Here is a 16,014-nt window from a genome sequence, read left to right as displayed (position 1 = left end):
GAGCCCCTCCGTCTCTCCGCTACGCTTCGAGCCACTTCCCCGCAAAGCGGGGAGGAGACGGTTCAGTCCGGCACGTTCGCGTCCAGTTCATCCAGCCACACCCGCGCATCGCCGTCCGATGGCGCGCGCCAGTCGCCGCGCGGCGACAGCGATCCGCCGGTGACCACCTTGGGCCCGTTCGGCAGGGCCGAGCGCTTGAACTGGGCGGTCTGGAAGAAGCGGATCAGGAACTTCCTAAGCCAGACCTTGATCGTCGCCAGGTCGTATTCGACCTTCTCGTCGTCCGGCGTATTCGCTGGCCAATGCCCTGCGCCCGCATCGCCCCAGGCCTGATGCGCCAGGAAGGCGACCTTGGACGGCGTCATCCCGAACCGACTGATGTAGAACAGGAAGAAATCGTTCAACGCATAGGGGCCGACGGTCCTTTCCGTCGACTGGATCACCCCGTCCTTTGCCGGCACCAGCTCGGGCGAAATCTCGGTATCCAGAATAGCGTGCAGCGTGTCGCGCGCGCCCGCGCCGATCAGGTCGCCCGCCGCCACCCAGCGGATCAGGTGCCGGATCAACGTCTTCGCCACCCCGCCGTTGACGTTGTAATGGCTCATATGGTCGCCGACGCCGTATGTGGCCCAACCCAGCGCCAGTTCCGACAGGTCCCCGGTCCCCAACACGAAGGCCCTGTGCTGGTTCGCCAGCCGGAACAGATAATCGGTCCTCAGCCCCGCCTGCACGTTCTCGAAGGTGATGTCATGCACCGGCTGACCCTCGGCATAGGGGTGGCCGATGTCCTTGAACATCTGTTCGGCGGCGGGGCGGATGTCGATCTCGGCGCCCGTGACGCCCAGCGCGGTCATCAGCGCCCAGGCGTTGGACTTGGTCCCGTCCGAGGTCGCGAACCCCGGCATTGTGAAGCCCAGGATATTGGTCCGCGGCAGATCCAGCCGGTCGAAGGCGCGGCATGCGACCAGCAGGGCCTGGGTCGAATCCAGCCCGCCGGACACGCCGATCACCAGCGACTTGGCCCCCGTCGCCGTCATCCGGCGCATCAGCCCCTGCACCTGGATATTGAACGCCTCATAGCAGTCCTGATCCAGCCGCCCGGCGTCGTCCGGCACGAAGGGGAACCGGTCCAGCGGTCGGATCAGCTCGCTGGCCTCATGATCCTCGCGCGCCATGAAGGGCACGACCGTCGCCGGCTCGCCTTCGTTTCTCGCACATTCCGCGAAGGTGCCGTTGCGCAACCGGTCCAGCCCGATCCGGTCCACGTCCACGTCTGCGATCGTCAGGTGGCTGTCCAAGGCGAACCGCGCGCCCTCGGCCAGCTTGGACCCCAGTTCGTGGATCGTCGCCTGCCCGTCCCAGGCCAAGTCGGTGGTGCTCTCGCCCCAGCCCGAGGCGGCGAAGACATAGGCTGACAGCGTTCGCGCCGAATGGCTGGCGCTCAGCATCGCCCGTTCGTCCGCCTTGCCGATGACGATGTTGGACGCCGACAGGTTCAGCACGATCCGCGCGCCCGCCAGCGCGGCCCGCGTAGAAGGCGGCAGCGGCGCCCAATAGTCCTCGCAGATCTCGACGGAGAAGACGAAGCCCGGCCGATTGACGGCCTCGAACAACAGACCCGGCGCGAAGTCCACCGTCTCGCCGTTCAGCCGGATCACGTCCTCGGCGCGCGCCGTCGCCGGCGCGAACCAGCGTTTCTCATAGTATTCGCGATAGTTGGGCAGATAGGTCTTGGGCACGACCCCCAGAACCTCGCCCGCTCCGATCACCACGGCGCAGTTATACAGGGCGTCGCCGTTGCGGATCGGCGCCCCGACCACCGCCACGACGCCCGCCTCGGCCGTCGCCTCGGCTGCCACGGCGATCTGTCGCTCGACCTCGTCCAGCAGCGCCGCCTGCATGTGCAGATCGTCGATCGCATAGGCCGACAGCGACAGCTCGGGAAAGACCATCAGGTCCACGCCCTGCTCGCCCGCCTGACGGATCAGCGCGACATGCTCTTGGCCGTTCGCCCTGGGGTCGCCCACGTGGCTGACCGGCGTCGCCGCCGCCACGCGCACGAAGCCGTGGGTCTTGGGAGAATGGAACAGAGCTTCAGCCATCGGATCGTCCGCATCACCCGGCCCGCGCCGGTCGTCGGCCTTCATATAGGCGCGAATGATGAAGGGACGGAAACGTCTTCACGCCTGTACTCTTTCGTCATCCTCCGACGCGCAGCGACCGGGGGACCCAGCGGCGCGCGTGAGCGCGAACCTGTCGCGCACGCCAGGCTTCAAACATTCGCCCAGCCGACGCATCGCCTTCGGCGCTGCTGGGTCCCACGGTCTGCGCCGTCAGCGGCTTGCTGGAGGATGACGAAAGAGAAATGACGACAGCCGTCCTAACCGCAGGCTCGAAACCTCGCGCTTTCAACGGCTTGCCGATTTCTAGCGGCCGTCCGCCGTCGTCGATTTTGCGCGGGTCTATACTCCTCGTCTTCAAACTCACGCTGACAGGGAGGTCCCGATTTCAGACCAATTAGACGAATTAGACGGTGTTTTTGTCGCCGACCGTCTGAAACGTCGCGGACGACCTTCGCGAATGCGGATGACGTTGGCCCTCGCCCCCGCTAAAGCCACTGCATGAACGACACGCCGAAAAAGGGCTGGTTCCAGCGCCTGTCCGCTGGGCTCTCGCGCTCCTCCAAACAGATGACCGATCAGGTCGTCGCCACCTTCGTCAAGGAGCCTCTGTCCGAGGCCTCGCTGGAGCAGCTGGAGGAGCATCTGCTGGAGAGCGATCTCGGCCCGGCCGCCTCGGCCCGGATCGTCGAACGCTTTCGCGGCCTGAAGTTCGGCAAGGACGCGCCCGAGCGCGAGGTCAAGGAGGCGCTGGCCGAGGCGGTGGCCGCCGAACTGTCGCCGCGCCAGGCGACCTTCGACCCCCTGTCCGGCCCTAAACCCTATGTCGTCCTGTTCGTCGGGGTGAACGGCTCGGGCAAGACCACGACCTTGGGCAAGATCGCCGCCGATCTGACGGGCAAGGGCGCCAAGGTGATGATCGTCGCCGGCGACACCTTCCGCGCCGCCGCCCGCGAACAGCTGAAGGTCTGGGCCGAGCGCGCCGGCGCCGACTTCGAAAGCCGTCGCGACGGCGCCGATGCGGCGGGCCTGGCCTTCGACGCCTATACCAAGGCGCGGGCCGAAGGCTATGACGTCGTCCTGATCGACACCGCCGGCCGACTGCAGAACAAGTCCGCCCTGATGGACGAACTGCTCAAGATCGTCCGCGTGCTGAAGAAGGTCGATCCCGAGGCGCCGCACGACACCCTGCTGGTGCTGGACGCCACCGTGGGCCGCAACGCCCTGGCCCAGGAACAGATCTTCGGCCGCACCGCCTTCGTGACCGGCGTGGTCATGACCAAGCTGGACGGCACGGCGCGCGGCGGCGTGCTGGTGCCGGTGGCCCAGGCGTCCGACGCCCCCCTGATGCTGATCGGCGTCGGCGAAGGGGTCGAGGACCTGCAACCGTTCGACGCCCGCGCCTTCTCCCGCTCGCTAGTGGGACTGGAAGACTGACATGACCGAGACGCCGAAGAAGGCTTCCAACATCCGCCAGGCCGTCGATTTCGGCGCGCTCGTGGCCTTCATGGCCGCCTATGCGGTCAACCGGTTCGCGCGCGGTCTGGATGGGCAGGAAGCCCTGGTCCAGGCGACGTGGGTCCTGGTGGGCGCGTCCCTGATCGCCCTGATCGTCGGTTATGTGGTCGAGCGTCGTCTGGCGCCCCTGCCGCTGCTGACCGGCGGGTTCGCCTTGATCTTCGGCGTGCTGACCATCGTCTTCCACGATCCGAACCTGTTGAAGATCAAGCTGTCGATCCAGAACGGCCTGCTGGCGGTCGTGCTGCTGGGGTCGCTGCCGCTGAACCGCTATCCGTTCAAATATCTGCTGGGCGAGGCGATCCGCATCACCGACGTGGGCTGGCGGGGCCTGACCCTGCGTTACGGCCTGTATTTTGCGGCCGTCTGCATCGTCAACGAGATCGTCTGGCGCACCCAGTCAGATGACACATGGGTCGCCTTCCGCGGCGGCCTGTGGATCGCCTCGGCCGTCTTCGGCGTCTGGCAGGTCTTCTTCATCATGAAGCACCTGATCAAGGACGACGAGCCGACACCCGTCTCGCCTGATACCGGTCTCTAGGGACCAAGCGGAACTGTCACGGAACCGACGCGCTTTCCCCGTCAAATCGTAAAGCAGAGCTGATACGTGTTCGGACGAAACTTCAGGGGAGCGGCGCGATGGTGAAGGCGGGAAAAGCGGCAAGGAAGGTCGGCCCCCTGGCCACCTCGCCCAGCCACCTGATGCACCGCGCCCTGCAACTGGCGCTCGACATCTACGCCGAGGAGACCGGCGCCGACGGCCTGACCCAGCGCCAGTTCGCGGTGCTGGAGGCGGTGTCTCTCAAGGCCGGTCTGACCCAGACCGAACTGGTGCGGATGACCGGCATCGACCGCTCGACCCTGGCGGATCTGGTCACGCGCATGACGACCAAGGGCCTGTTGGAGCGGGAGCGTTCGACCCTGGACGCCCGCGCCAAGGCGGTTCGTCTGTCGGCTGAAGGCTCAGCCCGGTTGGAGGCTGCGCGGCCGCTGGTCGAGGCCGCCGACAAGCGGATCATGGCCCTGCTGCCCAAGGGGCAACGCGAGACCTTCCTCAATCAACTGGCCGATCTGGCCGCCGCCGCCGACGCCGCTCCCGACGCCGCCAAGGCCGAGGCCAAGGCCGCCAAGAAGGCGCTGAAGGCGGTCGAGAAGGAAGCCAGGAAGGCCGAGAAGGCCGCCAAAAAGGCCGACCGCCCCGCCAAGCCCGCCAAGCTCAAAAAGCCCAAGCTGAAGCTGGTGGAGCCGGCCTAGCGCGTCTTGCGCAGCCGTTTGGCGTTGGCGGTCGCGGTCTTGTGGATCGGGGCCAGCGCCTCGGCCTGGGCCTTCAGCAGTTCGCCGTTCAGGGTCATGGCATGGGCCGCCGCCCGGCTCCACCAGCCCATGGCGTACCTGAACTGGGCCTCGGCCGCCTTGGCCGGGGTGCGGGCCTGGGTGACAGCCGCCGCCGCTCGCAGGGCATGGGCGCTTTCGTCCAGCGCTACGCGGCCCAGCCGCTGACCAATGGCCCCGGCGCTGGCGGCCATGGCGTCGGCAGAGGCGGACATCGCTTCGGTCTTCTCCGAGCTCATCAGCGACAGCTCCTTGAAGTCCTGCCCCTTGGCGCTGGTCAGGCCCTGCGCCATCCGGCCGGTGCGGGCCGCGATGACCTCGGCCGAGGCGGCCAGGATCTCGGCGCCGACGACGGCTGCGCTGGCAGCTGTGGGGGTTTTGCGGGTCAGAGCGACGCTCCCGGCTGGGTCTCGGCGGCGAAGGCCGCGATGTCGCTCAACAGGGCGGGGACCGCCGCGTCGATGATCTGCTGGCCCTTCTCGGGACTGGCCTGGGCCGGGTCCGAGCCGATCCGGCCGTCGGGGAAGCGGGCGCGATAGTCCAAGGCGTCGCGGATCGGGCCGTTGGGCGCGATCTGTGGGCTGTAGTCGGCGGTCTTGATCCGATCGGGATAGGCGGCCTGGGTCACGGCGATCTCGGACGGAGTGGCGTGCATGCCATGGCCGGTCGGGAACAGGCGGTTGCACAGGCCATGGACGCCGGGCAGGTCCCACCAGTTCTTCAGCTTCAGGATGAAGGGCGGGCTGTCCTCGACGAAGCTCCACTCGGCGTAGATTTCCGAAATCGTCGCCTCGATGGTCGCGACGTTCCCGCCGTGCCCGTTCAGGAAATATATCCGCTCGAACCCGTGACGGCTCAAGGACGACACCCAGTCCGTGATCGCGGCCATGAAGGTCGAGGGGCGCAGGCTGATCGTGCCGGCGAAGGCCAGGTGATGCTGGGCCATGCCGATGTTGAAGGTCGGGGCCACGATCAGGTTGGCGTCGGTCTTCTCGGCTGCATGAGCGATGATCTCCGGGCACAGCCAGTCGGTGCCCAGAAGCCCCGTGGGCCCGTGCTGTTCGTTGGAGCCGATCGGCACGACCACCGTCTTCGACAGCGGACCGCCGTCGTTCAATCGCGCATCGATTTCGGGCCAGGAGGACAGGTGGATCAGCATGAAGGCGGTCTCAAGCGACAGGGTGGGGCGACTGTAGCGCGCCGGGCTCAGGAAGTCTTGGCGGCCGTGGCGGGCGGATGGGCGGCCATGAAGATGCGCGCAGCCTCTCTGGCGCGGCCTGCTCGTTTGCCGGCCTCCAGCTGCGGCACGTCCAGCATGGCGCGCAGATGGCCGTGGCCCAGCACCAGGCCGGCGAACATCTCGGCCGCCTCTTCCGGATCGGCGACGTTCATCCGGCCCAGCCGCGTCTGTTCCGCCAGCCAGGCGCCCAGTTCGCGCAGGCTGCGACGCGGACCGGCCTCATAGATGGCGTGGGCGATGTCAGGCGCCTCGACCGAGACCAGGGCGACCCCGCGCATCGAGCCGACCTTGTCGCCGCTGCACACCCGGTTCAGCAGCGTCAGGGCCAGGGTTTCCAGCACCGTCTGCGGATCGCCGGCGCCGCGCAGAGGGGCCACGATGTCCTCGACCCGCTTGGACGCCAGAGCCTGGGCGATCTCCAGCTTGGAGGCGAAGCGGTTGTAGACCGTCTGTTTGGAGACGCCGGCCAGTTTTGCGATCTCGTCCATCTTGGCCTGCAGCCCTTTGTCGGCGAACAGCGTTGCGGCGGCGTCGAGGATCGCCTCGCTCTTTCGTTCATCGACCTGTCCAAGACGGCGCGCCATTAGTGGACGTCCGAGGGCGGGGCGCCGCCCTGCGCCTTCACCGGCTGGGCGGCCAGGGTGACGAAGGCCGCGCTTGCGCACAGGATGGCCAGCAGGGCGAAGGCGTCGCCGAACGCCATCGTCGTCGCCTGCTTCTGCAACATCCCATAGATGGCCTTCATCGCCGAGGCGGCCGGGTCGATGGAGCCGGCGAACCGCTGGGTCATGCCGGCCATCATGTTGCGCATCGCCTGGTCGCCCTGATCGATGGCGCTGGTCAGTTCGCTCATGTGCAGGGCCGTGTTGGACGTCAGGCTGGTGTTCAGGATCGCCAAGCCGAAGGCGCCGCCGACGTTGCGCGACAGGTTCACCAGTCCCGAGGCGTTCTTGACCATGTGCGGCGGCAGGGTCGCCATCGTCACCTGCTGCGACGCGATCATGGCCAGCATAACGCCGACGCCGCGGAAGGCCTGGACCGAGGCGAAGTTCCAGAAGCCCCAGTCATCGGTGACGACGCGCGCCTCCCACATCCCCCAGGCGCACAGCATGAAGCCGCCGAACATCAGCACCCGCGCATCCAGCTTGCGCACCAGTCGACCAGCAAAGGGGCCGGTGGCGAACATGGCCAGGCCCGAAACGACCATGGTGGTGCCGACCTCTGACGACGAATAGCCCAGCACGCGGCCCAGGAAGAGCGGCAGCAGGAAGGTGCCGCCGAACAGGGCGAAACCGACGATGAAGGTCATGATGAACCCGACCAGGAAGTTGCGATTGCCAAAGGCGCGCAACTCCACGATCGGCTGGCGATAGGTCAGGGAGCGCCAGATGAAGATCGGTCCCGCGACCGCCGCGACCACCGCCAGCAGCAGGATATGGGTGTCGTCGAACCAGTCGTTCTTGGCCCCTTCCTCCAACACGAATTGCATGGACATGAGGAAGGCGGCCATGAAGCCCAGGCCCCACCAGTCGAACCCTTTCGCCAGCGTCGGATCGCCCTTGTCGAAATTGCCGTAGCGCCCGACCAGAAACAGCACCAGCAGGCCCGGCCCGACGTTGATGAAGAACAGCCAGCGCCAGCTCAGCCACTCCGTCAGATGCCCGCCCAGCGTGGGTCCGACGGTCGGCGCCAGGGTGACGATCAGGCCCATGACCACGCTGGCGGTAACGCGCTTGTCGGGCGGAAAGGCGGTGAAGGCGACGGCGAAGACGGTCGGGATCATGGCCCCGCCCACGAAACCCTGAATGGCCCGGAACAGGATCATCATGTCGATCGACGACGACAGGCCCGTAGCGATGCTCATCAGCACGAAGCCGGCGCACGAGGCCAGAAACAGCCGCTGCGTCCCCCACAGCCGTGACAGGAAGCCCGACAGCGGGATCATCACCACCTCGGGGATCAGATAAGCGGTCTGGATCCAGCTGATCTCGTCGGCCGAGGCGCCGACCCCCGCCTGGATCTGAGGCAGGGAGGCGGCGACGATCTGGATGTCCAGAATGGCCATGAACTGGCCCACCACCATGCCGGCGAAGCCCAGCAGCAGCATGGTCCAGTTAATTTCGGGATGGCCGGCGACGGGACCCTTTTGCGCGACAGGGGCCCCGCCATCTGCGGCGGGGTTGGCGGCGGTCACTGGCCTGCGGCTCCGGTCGTCGTGGCGGCTTCGGCGAAGCTCTGGCCGCCCTGGCTCTTCAGGTCGATCTTGACGTCCACCGACAGGCCGGGGCGCAAAGCAAGGCTGCGGTCTGCGCCGCTGACGACGATTCGGACCGGCACGCGCTGGGTGATCTTGGTGAAGTTGCCCGTGGCGTTCTCGACCGGGATCAGGGCGAACTCGGACCCGGTGGCGGGGGCGAAGCTATCGACGCGGCCCTCGATCTTGCGGCCCGGGAAGGCGTCGGCGGAAATCTCGACGGTCTGGCCCAGGCGCACCTTGTCCAGCTGCGTCTCCTTGAAGTTGGCGACGATGTAGGTGTTGGTCAGGGGCACGACCGACAGCAGTTGCGTGCCAGCGTTGACATACTGGCCGGGCCGCACGCTGCGGGCGCCGACAACGCCGGCGACCGGCGCGCGGATGACGGTGCGCTCCAGCGCAATGCGGGCCTGATCAACGACGGCGCGGGCCTGTTCGACGGCGGCGACGCTCTGCTGGCGGGTCGAGCCCAGCACCCCGGCGGTGCGTTGTTCGGCGACCAGAGCGGCCTGGGCCTGCTGGACGCTGGCGGCGGCGGTGGCGGCCGAGGCGCGCTCGGTCTGGATGCGCTGTTGCGAGACCCAGCCCTGTTCGGCCAGCTTGCCGTAACGATCGACCTCGGCGCGGGCCAGACCGGCCTGGGCGTTGGCCTGGGCGACGGAGGCGGCGCGGGCGGCGATGGTGGCCTGTTCCTGCTCGGTCTGGGCGTCGACATGGCCGACGGCGGCGATGGCGGCGGCCAGATTGGCCTCGGCCTGAGCGAGCTGCGCCTTCTGGTCGGAATCGTCCAGCTTCACCAGGATCTGCCCTGCCGCGACCCGCTGGTTGTCGCCCACCAGAACCTCGGTGACCCGGCCGGACAGTTGCGGGCTGACCAGGGTGGTGTCGGCCTGGACGAAGGCGTTGTCGGTGCTTTCCCAACGCTGGCCGTTCACCCACCAGACGATGCCGCCCACGATCAGGGCCAGGCCGACGAGGGCGGCCGCGAACAGCGGCAGGCGTTTCTTGAGTTCAGGCGACATGGAGAATCCGGGGGAGGTGCGGCGTTTTGAAGCGGCGCTAAAATGGACCCCGCCGTCCAAAAATCAATAGGCGATTGGGACGGCGCCGATCACGACCGGTTTTCGTGTATGTCCTGACGCCATGAACGCCCGCATCTCCGCCTCCCAGCCGCTGCCGTCCCAGGTCGATGTCGTGGTGATCGGCGCAGGCGCCGCCGGCATCGCCGCGGCCCGCCGTCTGCTGCGGCCCGGCCTGTCGGTTCTGGTGCTGGAGGCTCGCGACCGGATCGGCGGGCGCGCCTGGACGGTTCGGGCCGAGGGCGAAGGGTTGGACATGGGGTGCGGCTGGCTGCATTCCGCCGACGACAATGTGCTGGCCGGACGGGTCGAGGCCGAGGGGCTGACGCTGGACCAGACGCCGCCGCCCTGGCGCACCCAGGCCTTTGATCACGAGATGACCCGCGCGGATCAGGCCGCGTTCGGCGAGGCCTTCGCCGCCTTTGACCAGCGGGTGACCGAGGCGGCGGCCCTCGTCCGGGCGGGTGTGGGTGAGGATCGTCCGGCGTCGGACTTCTTCGATCCCGACTGTCGCTGGAACCTGCGCATGGACGCCATCTCGGGCGCCCTGAACGGCGCGCGGTTCGCCGAGGTGTCCAGCCTGGATTACGACGCCTATGGCGACACCGGCGTGAACTGGCGGGTGCGCGAGGGCTATGGCCGCCTGATCGCCCGGCTGGGGGAGGCCGTTTCGTCCATCACGGTCACGGACTGCGCCGTCAGCCGCATCGACCGCACCGGACCCGTGCTGCGCCTGGAGACCAATCGCGGTGAACTGACGGCGCGGATCGTCATCCTGACCGTGCCCAACAGCCTGATCTCCAGCGAGACGATCCGCATCGATCCGCCGGTTCCGGCCCTGCTCGAGGCGACGGCGGGCGTGCTGCTGGGCCTGGCGTCCAAGGTGCATATGACGGTGCGCGGAGCCGGCGATTTCCAGCCCGACACCCAGATTTGGACTCGCACCGATACGGCCGAGACCGGCGGCTATCACCTGCGGCCGTTCGGACGGCCGATGATCGAAGCCTATTTCGGAGCCGACCTGGCCTGGGGGCTGGAGGCGCAAGGGCCGGCCGCCCTGTTCGACTTCGCCGTGTCCGAACTGGTCGCGGCCCTGGGATCGGACATGCGCCGTCGGCTGGAGGCGGTCGCGGTCAGCGGCTGGGGCGTCGATCCCTGGTCGCGCGGCGCCTATTCCCACGCCTTGCCGGGCCATGCGGCGGATCGGGCCAAGCTGCGCACGTCGGTCGAGGACCGCATTTTCCTGGCCGGCGAGGCGACGGCGCCGGTCTATTACGGCACGGCCCACGGCGCCTGGATGGAGGGCGAGCGCGCCGCCGACGCCGCCCTGACCGCCCAAGCGCTCAAGGGCCTGGGTCTTGACCCGCGTCGCCCCGGGGACGACAGCGAGGCATGAAGCCCGCCAAGGCCAGAAAGCCCGCCGCCAAGCCCGCCAAACGCCCGGCCGTGATGACCGGGGCGGCCATCCCCGTGCTGCGCTGGCCGCCCGACGAAGACCGTGTCGAGGCGATCTTCGAACGCCTGTCCGGCGTCATGCCGGAACCCAAGACCGAGCTGGATTTCTCCAATCCCTTCACTCTGGTCGTCGCCGTCGCCCTGTCGGCCCAGGCGACGGACGTCTCGGTCAACAAGGCGACCGAGCGTTTGTTCAAGGTCGCGGATACGCCGAAGAAGATGCTGGCCCTGGGCGAGGAGGGGCTGATCCCCTTCATCGCCTCCATCGGCCTCTATCGCGGCAAGGCGAAGAACGTTATCGCGCTGAGCCGGATCGTGCTGGAACAACATGGGGGCGAGGTCCCGCTGAACCGCGCCGATCTACAGGCCCTGCCCGGTGTGGGTCGCAAGACGGCCTCGGTGGTTCTGAACGAACTGGGGATCGAGGCGGCCATCGCCGTGGACACCCACGTCTTTCGCGTCTCGCACCGGTTGGGACTGGCCAATGCAGGTACGCCGGACAAGGTCGAGGCCCAGCTGTTCAAGGTCGTGCCCGAGGACTGGCTGCCCAAGGCGCACCACTGGCTGATCCTGCACGGCCGCTACACCTGCACGGCGCGCAAGCCCAAATGCCTGTCCTGCATCATCGCCGACCTGTGCCCGTCGCGAGCGGGCCTGATGGCGCTGGGCGAGGCGGGCTAGATTCCCGGTGCGGCGTCAGGCCCGTGGGTCAGTTTTTCGGCCAAAGCCTTCAGCACGCGGAGTGCAGCGGCCATATCTTCCTCCGACATGCCTTCGAACATTCGCTCGCGCATGGCCGCGGCATGGATCTCAAACGCCTCGACTTCGGCGCGCCCGGCCGGCTCCATCTGTATCAGCCATGATCGTCCATCTCCGATCATCCGACGCCGGCTGACCATCCCGTCTTTCTCGAGCCTTTGCACCAGACGAGTCAGGGATGCGCCGGACAGCTCCATCCTGTTCGCCAACTCCGAAAGCGTCAGGCCTTTGGGTTCATCGGCTAGGAAATAAAGCACCACGGTCGGCGCGCCCGTGTGACCGGACCGTCGAAACAGATCAGCGACGCGCAACTTCCATCGCTTGGCCGTCACCATCAGCGTCATCGCGACTTCCAGCTGAAGATCGTCGCGCTGATCCGGCGACGGCAGATGACGGCGTGGAGACAAATATGACCTCATGGAACCAGGGGGCGGCATAGCGGCTTCTAGGCTGCCGAAGCTACGCTGCTGAGAAATATTCTCCCCCAAGTTGAGCCTTTAGCGCGCTAACCATGCCGACACCCGATTTAAAGTGTTGATGTGGCATTAACGTTCACCTCAGTATGAAAGATTTTTGCATTGCGCCTGTTCGCTAAAAAACGAGACGACAAGACGCTCAACGAGCTGCGCAGTATGATGGCAGCAGTCAGTCGCTCTCAAGCGGTTATCCAGTTCGATCTGGATGGCGTCATTCTGAAGGCCAATCAGAACTTCCTATCGGTGGTTGGATATGAGCCGGCTGAAATCGTCGGACGTCACCACAAGATGTTCGTCGATCCGAGTGAAGCGCAGACGCCGGCCTACGCCCAGTTGTGGCGGCGGTTGAACGCCGGCGAGTTCGTCGCGGACAAGTTCGTGCGCTACGGTAAGGGCGGCCAGCGGGTGGTGATCGAGGCCAGCTACAATCCGATCTTGGACAGCGACGGGCGCCCCTATAAGGTCGTTAAGTTCGCCACGGACGTGACCGCCGTCGAAGAAGAGCGCGAACGCCGGGCCGAAGCGGACCGTCAAGCCGCCCAGGTCCAGGCCGCTGTTGTCGCAGGCACGGCCAGGGGCTTGTCGGCCATGGCGGCCGGGGACCTGTCCTATCGTATCCAGGACGACTTCCCGGGCGACTACGCCGTCCTGCGCGATAATTTCAATCAGGCCATGACGACGCTGGATCAGGCGGTCAGCGTCATTGGCGCCAACGCCGGCTCGATGCAGTCGGGGGCGCACGAGATCGGCAGCGCCGCCGAAGATTTGTCGCGCCGCACCGAACAGCAGGCCGCCAGCCTTGAGGAGACCGCCGCGGCGCTGCACCAGATCACCGCAACGGTGCGCAAGACGGCCGAGAACGCCCGGGCGGCCGACGGCGTAGTCACCCAGGGCCGCAGTCAGGCCGAGACCGGCGGCGCGGTCGTCCAGAAGGCCGTCGCGGCCATGGGTGAGATCGAGCGATCCTCCAACGAGATCAGCCAGATCATCGGTGTGATCGACGAGATCGCCTTCCAGACCAATCTCCTGGCGCTGAACGCCGGCGTCGAGGCCGCCCGCGCGGGCGAAGCCGGTCGCGGCTTTGCGGTGGTGGCCTCCGAAGTGCGCGCCCTGGCCCAGCGTTCGGCGGAATCGGCAAAGGAGATCAAGACGCTGATCTCGGCCAGCTCCGGCCAGGTCAAGGACGGGGTGGTTCTGGTGCGTCAATCGGGCGAGGCCCTGGCGGGCATTGCGGGGCGGATCGAAGAGATCAGCACCCTGATGAGCGAAATCCGCGCCTCATCCCAGGAACAGGCCGTCGGTCTGGCCGAGGTCAACACCGCCGTGAACCAGATGGATCAGGTCACCCAGCAGAACGCAGCCATGGTCGAGCAATCGACCGCCGCCAGCCTGAGCCTGAGCCGCGAGGCCGCCGAACTGGCCGAACTGGTCGGCCGCTTCGAAACCAGCCAGGTCGCCGCGGCCTCGACGCCGATCCAGACGGCTCCCATCCACCAGATGAGGGCCCGCGTGGAAAGCTTCGCCCGCGCCCACGCCGCCCCTGCACGCGCCCGCATGGCGGCCGGCGGCGGCGCCAGAGCGGCTGTGGCCGCTGTTCAATCGGATTGGGAAGAGTTCTGAGGTCCAGGCCTCGTTCGGGCGCGGTTCAGCGCGAGGCGGCCTAGGCCTCCAGCCGCGCCTTGACGGCCTCGGCGAAGCCGGCGCCGTTCGCGGGGTCGTGGTCCAGGTAGAAGTCCGGCTCGATCAGTTCGGCCTCCATCAGCACCCACTGGCCGGCGTCATCGCGGGCCATGTCGATGCGGGCGTAGAGCAGCGGTTCGCCGATGGCGGCCAGCACCTGCTCAGCCAAGGCCATCGCCGCCGCGTCAGGCGTCACGGCCCTATACAGGCCGCCGAACTGGACCTGGATGCGGAAGTCGCCCGCCACCGGCCGTTTGTTGACCGCATGGCTGAACCGGCCGCCGAAGAACAGCAGCGAGGTCTCGCCCTCGGTCTCGATCGACTTCAGATAGGGCTGGATCATCGCTGCGCCCTCGGGCGCGTCGTCCAACACTTCGCCTGGCGTCAGGCGCAGGGTGCGAAACGCCCCGGCCGACACCGTGGGTTTGACGATCAGCACCGGCGCGCCCGTCTCGGCGAAGGCGGCGTCCACCTGATCCTGGGCCACGCGGTCGGTCCAACGCGTCTGCGGGATCGGCACGCCCTTGTCCGCCAGTCGCGCCAGATAGGCCTTGTCTGAGTTCCAACGCAGCACCTCGGCGGGATTGGCGACCGCCAGGCCGGCCTCGCTCCACGTCGCGCAAGCCTTCAGCCAGCGCCCATGATCGCGATGATAGCCCCAGGCGATGACGGGCAGGATCAGATCGTAGGCTGCAAGGCCAGATGCGTCCTCGACATGATTGGTCCAGGGCGTTGCCGTAACCGTCGCGCCCGTGCTCTCCAGCGTCGCTTTCAACCGCTCCAGAACCTCGGGCCAGCGGCCGACATAGGTCTTGTCGGCGGGGTCGGGGGTCAGGACGGCGATCTGGGTCATGCGGTCCTCATACCGAAGCGACGCGGAGCATATAAGGGCTTCCTTATATGATTTCGGATGACGTGCGGGCATTGACCGGCTAAGGCGCGACCATGACCCAGAACACCGCCCAATATGACGTCTGCGCCGTCGGCAACGCCATCGTCGATGTCCTCAGCCCCTGCGACGCCGCCTTCCTGACGGCCCAGGACCTGGCGCCCAACTCTATGCAACTGGTCGACGCCGAACGCAGCGCCGCCCTGTATGACGCCATGGCGCCGGGCGTGGAGGCCTCGGGCGGATCGGCCGGCAACACCGTGGCGGGCGTCGGCTCGTTCGGCGGCCGCGCGGCCTATATCGGCAAGGTCGCCGACGATACGCTGGGCCAGGTCTTCACCCACGACATCCGCGCCGCCGGCGTTCACTTCGACACGCCTGTCCTGACGGGCGGGGCGAATCAGGGCTTCGGCACCGGCCGCTGCCTGATCAACGTCCTGTCGGACGGCGCGCGCACCATGGCGACCTTCCTGGGCGCCGCAAACCAGCTGTATGCCGACGACATCGACGAGGCCCTGATCGGCGCCAGCGAGATCGTCTATCTGGAAGGCTATCTGTTCGATCCGGCGCCCGCCCGCGCCGCCTTCGAACGCGCCGCCGCCGCCGCGCACAAGGCGGGCCGCAAGGTCGCCATCACCCTGTCCGACACCTTCGTCGTCGCCCGCTGGCGCGCCGAACTGCTGGATTTCATCACCCAGTCCGCCGACATCGTCCTGGCCAATGAGGCCGAACTGGGCGCCCTGTTCGAAACTGAAGACTTCGACGCCGCCGCCGCGAAACTGGCCGCCATCGTCGAGATCGCCGCCGTGACGCGCGGCGAGCACGGCTCGGTCGTGATCAAGGGCGACGAGCGCGTCGTGGTCGCCGCCTATCCGGTGGCCAAGGTCATCGACACCACCGGCGCCGGCGACCAGTACGCCGCCGGCTTCCTGCTGGGCCTCGCGCGCGGCTTGACGCTGGAAGAGGCCGGCAAGCTGGGCTCGCTGGCCGCCTCCGAAGTCATCGCCCACTGGGGCCCCCGCCCGATGGTCAAGCTGGCCGACCTGGCCGGAGAGCACGGGCTGAAGATCTGATCATCGCCCTTCTCCCCTTGGGGGAGAAGGTGGGGCCGCAGGCCTCGGATGAGGGGTATCTGTCCGCCTCGAAACGGCAACGGCGAGGTTGCGATTGGCAGCCCCCTCATCCGTCTCGCTCCGCGAGCCACCTTCTCCC

At 67.4% G+C, this 16,014-nt stretch carries 15 protein-coding genes; 7 read left to right on the top strand and 8 right to left on the bottom strand.

What is annotated here, in order from left to right:
- Nucleotides 1-62: 62 nt before the first annotated feature.
- Complete coding sequence (locus HNP47_RS11160; RefSeq protein WP_184279610.1) at nt 63-2,102, bottom strand: NAD(+) synthase; 2,040 nt, start codon at nt 2,100-2,102, stop codon at nt 63-65.
- A 519-nt stretch (nt 2,103-2,621) separates the two neighbouring features.
- Here HNP47_RS11160 and ftsY point away from each other — a divergent pair.
- The 3 genes from ftsY to HNP47_RS11145 all read left to right on the top strand — a co-directional run bounded on the left by ftsY (nt 2,622) and on the right by HNP47_RS11145 (nt 4,892).
- The gene (gene ftsY / locus HNP47_RS11155) at nt 2,622-3,557 is read left to right on the top strand and encodes a signal recognition particle-docking protein FtsY (protein WP_055808927.1); all 936 of its coding nucleotides are present in this window, start codon (nt 2,622-2,624) and stop codon (nt 3,555-3,557) included.
- A 1-nt stretch (nt 3,558) separates the two neighbouring features.
- Nucleotides 3,559-4,179, top strand: coding sequence for an inner membrane-spanning protein YciB (locus HNP47_RS11150; protein WP_184279609.1), 621 nt, complete (start codon nt 3,559-3,561; stop codon nt 4,177-4,179).
- 98 nt (nt 4,180-4,277) lie between these two features.
- Nucleotides 4,278-4,892, top strand: coding sequence for a MarR family winged helix-turn-helix transcriptional regulator (locus HNP47_RS11145; RefSeq protein ID WP_184279608.1), 615 nt, complete (start codon nt 4,278-4,280; stop codon nt 4,890-4,892).
- On the opposite strand, the gene HNP47_RS11140 is transcribed toward HNP47_RS11145, so the two are convergent.
- The 5 genes from HNP47_RS11140 to HNP47_RS11120 all read right to left on the bottom strand — a co-directional run bounded on the left by HNP47_RS11140 (nt 4,889) and on the right by HNP47_RS11120 (nt 9,486).
- A complete protein-coding gene (locus tag HNP47_RS11140; protein WP_184279607.1) occupies nt 4,889-5,263 on the bottom strand; it encodes a phasin family protein in 375 nt (124 codons plus the stop codon). The genes HNP47_RS11145 and HNP47_RS11140 overlap by 4 nt on opposite strands.
- 92 nt (nt 5,264-5,355) lie before the next feature.
- Nucleotides 5,356-6,129 (bottom strand): creatininase family protein, encoded by a 774-nt coding sequence (locus HNP47_RS11135; protein WP_184279606.1) that lies wholly within the window; start codon nt 6,127-6,129, stop codon nt 5,356-5,358.
- 47 nt (nt 6,130-6,176) lie between these two features.
- Nucleotides 6,177-6,794, bottom strand: coding sequence for a TetR/AcrR family transcriptional regulator (locus HNP47_RS11130; RefSeq protein WP_184279605.1), 618 nt, complete (start codon nt 6,792-6,794; stop codon nt 6,177-6,179).
- Entirely contained in the window at nt 6,794-8,404 is a 1,611-nt protein-coding gene (locus HNP47_RS11125; protein ID WP_184279604.1) for a DHA2 family efflux MFS transporter permease subunit, read from the bottom strand. Before HNP47_RS11125 ends, HNP47_RS11130 begins: the two co-directional genes overlap by 1 nt.
- Nucleotides 8,401-9,486 carry an HlyD family secretion protein gene (locus tag HNP47_RS11120; protein ID WP_184279603.1) on the bottom strand — a complete coding sequence of 362 codons (1,086 nt, stop codon included), beginning with the start codon at nt 9,484-9,486 and terminating at the stop codon, nt 8,401-8,403. Before HNP47_RS11120 ends, HNP47_RS11125 begins: the two co-directional genes overlap by 4 nt.
- A 121-nt stretch (nt 9,487-9,607) precedes the next feature.
- On the opposite strand from HNP47_RS11120, the gene HNP47_RS11115 reads away from it, so the two are divergent.
- Together HNP47_RS11115 and nth are read left to right on the top strand one after the other, a co-directional pair.
- A complete protein-coding gene (locus HNP47_RS11115; RefSeq protein ID WP_184279602.1) occupies nt 9,608-10,939 on the top strand; it encodes an NAD(P)/FAD-dependent oxidoreductase in 1,332 nt (443 codons plus the stop codon).
- Nucleotides 10,936-11,679: an endonuclease III gene (nth, locus tag HNP47_RS11110; RefSeq protein WP_184279601.1), complete on the top strand. Its 744-nt coding sequence runs from the start codon at nt 10,936-10,938 to the stop codon at nt 11,677-11,679. The genes HNP47_RS11115 and nth overlap by 4 nt, the downstream gene beginning before the upstream one ends.
- On the opposite strand, the gene HNP47_RS11105 is transcribed toward nth, so the two are convergent.
- Complete coding sequence (locus tag HNP47_RS11105; protein WP_184279600.1) at nt 11,676-12,164, bottom strand: MarR family winged helix-turn-helix transcriptional regulator; 489 nt, start codon at nt 12,162-12,164, stop codon at nt 11,676-11,678. The two genes, nth and HNP47_RS11105, sit on opposite strands and share 4 nt — an antisense overlap.
- Before the next feature lie 225 nt (nt 12,165-12,389).
- Here HNP47_RS11105 and HNP47_RS11100 point away from each other — a divergent pair, with 225 nt between their 5' ends.
- The gene (locus HNP47_RS11100) at nt 12,390-13,853 is read left to right on the top strand and encodes a methyl-accepting chemotaxis protein (protein WP_184279599.1); all 1,464 of its coding nucleotides are present in this window, start codon (nt 12,390-12,392) and stop codon (nt 13,851-13,853) included.
- A gap of 40 nt (nt 13,854-13,893) precedes the next feature.
- Here HNP47_RS11100 and HNP47_RS11095 read toward each other — a convergent pair whose 3' ends face one another.
- Nucleotides 13,894-14,766, bottom strand: a complete 873-nt coding sequence (locus tag HNP47_RS11095) for a RimK family alpha-L-glutamate ligase (protein ID WP_184279598.1) — start codon at nt 14,764-14,766, stop codon at nt 13,894-13,896.
- 92 nt (nt 14,767-14,858) lie between these two features.
- Between HNP47_RS11095 and HNP47_RS11090 the strand changes: the two genes are divergently transcribed.
- A complete protein-coding gene (locus HNP47_RS11090; protein ID WP_184279597.1) occupies nt 14,859-15,875 on the top strand; it encodes an adenosine kinase in 1,017 nt (338 codons plus the stop codon).
- The last annotated feature ends 139 nt before the right edge of the window (nt 15,876-16,014 follow it).

It is taken from the genome of Brevundimonas vesicularis (assembly GCF_014204545.1).
Taxonomy (GTDB): Bacteria; Pseudomonadota; Alphaproteobacteria; order Caulobacterales; family Caulobacteraceae; genus Brevundimonas; species Brevundimonas vesicularis_B.
The sequence above is the reverse complement of the archived record's forward strand: the minus strand, read 5'-3'. Positions and strand labels throughout refer to the sequence as shown.

Excerpts from the sequence above, each read along its gene's own strand:
- HNP47_RS11160 (WP_184279610.1), bottom strand. The coding sequence starts at position 2,102 with ATGGCTGAAGCTCTGTTCCATTCTCCCAAGACCCACGGCTTCGTGCGC.
- ftsY (WP_055808927.1), top strand. The coding sequence starts at position 2,622 with ATGAACGACACGCCGAAAAAGGGCTGGTTCCAGCGCCTGTCCGCTGGG.
- HNP47_RS11150 (WP_184279609.1), top strand. The coding sequence starts at position 3,559 with ATGACCGAGACGCCGAAGAAGGCTTCCAACATCCGCCAGGCCGTCGAT.
- HNP47_RS11145 (WP_184279608.1), top strand. The coding sequence starts at position 4,278 with ATGGTGAAGGCGGGAAAAGCGGCAAGGAAGGTCGGCCCCCTGGCCACC.
- HNP47_RS11140 (WP_184279607.1), bottom strand. The coding sequence starts at position 5,263 with ATGGCGCAGGGCCTGACCAGCGCCAAGGGGCAGGACTTCAAGGAGCTG.
- HNP47_RS11135 (WP_184279606.1), bottom strand. The coding sequence starts at position 6,129 with ATGCTGATCCACCTGTCCTCCTGGCCCGAAATCGATGCGCGATTGAAC.
- HNP47_RS11130 (WP_184279605.1), bottom strand. The coding sequence starts at position 6,794 with ATGGCGCGCCGTCTTGGACAGGTCGATGAACGAAAGAGCGAGGCGATC.
- HNP47_RS11120 (WP_184279603.1), bottom strand. The coding sequence starts at position 9,486 with ATGTCGCCTGAACTCAAGAAACGCCTGCCGCTGTTCGCGGCCGCCCTC.
- HNP47_RS11115 (WP_184279602.1), top strand. The coding sequence starts at position 9,608 with ATGAACGCCCGCATCTCCGCCTCCCAGCCGCTGCCGTCCCAGGTCGAT.
- nth (WP_184279601.1), top strand. The coding sequence starts at position 10,936 with ATGAAGCCCGCCAAGGCCAGAAAGCCCGCCGCCAAGCCCGCCAAACGC.
- HNP47_RS11100 (WP_184279599.1), top strand. The coding sequence starts at position 12,390 with ATGATGGCAGCAGTCAGTCGCTCTCAAGCGGTTATCCAGTTCGATCTG.
- HNP47_RS11095 (WP_184279598.1), bottom strand. The coding sequence starts at position 14,766 with ATGACCCAGATCGCCGTCCTGACCCCCGACCCCGCCGACAAGACCTAT.
- HNP47_RS11090 (WP_184279597.1), top strand. The coding sequence starts at position 14,859 with ATGACCCAGAACACCGCCCAATATGACGTCTGCGCCGTCGGCAACGCC.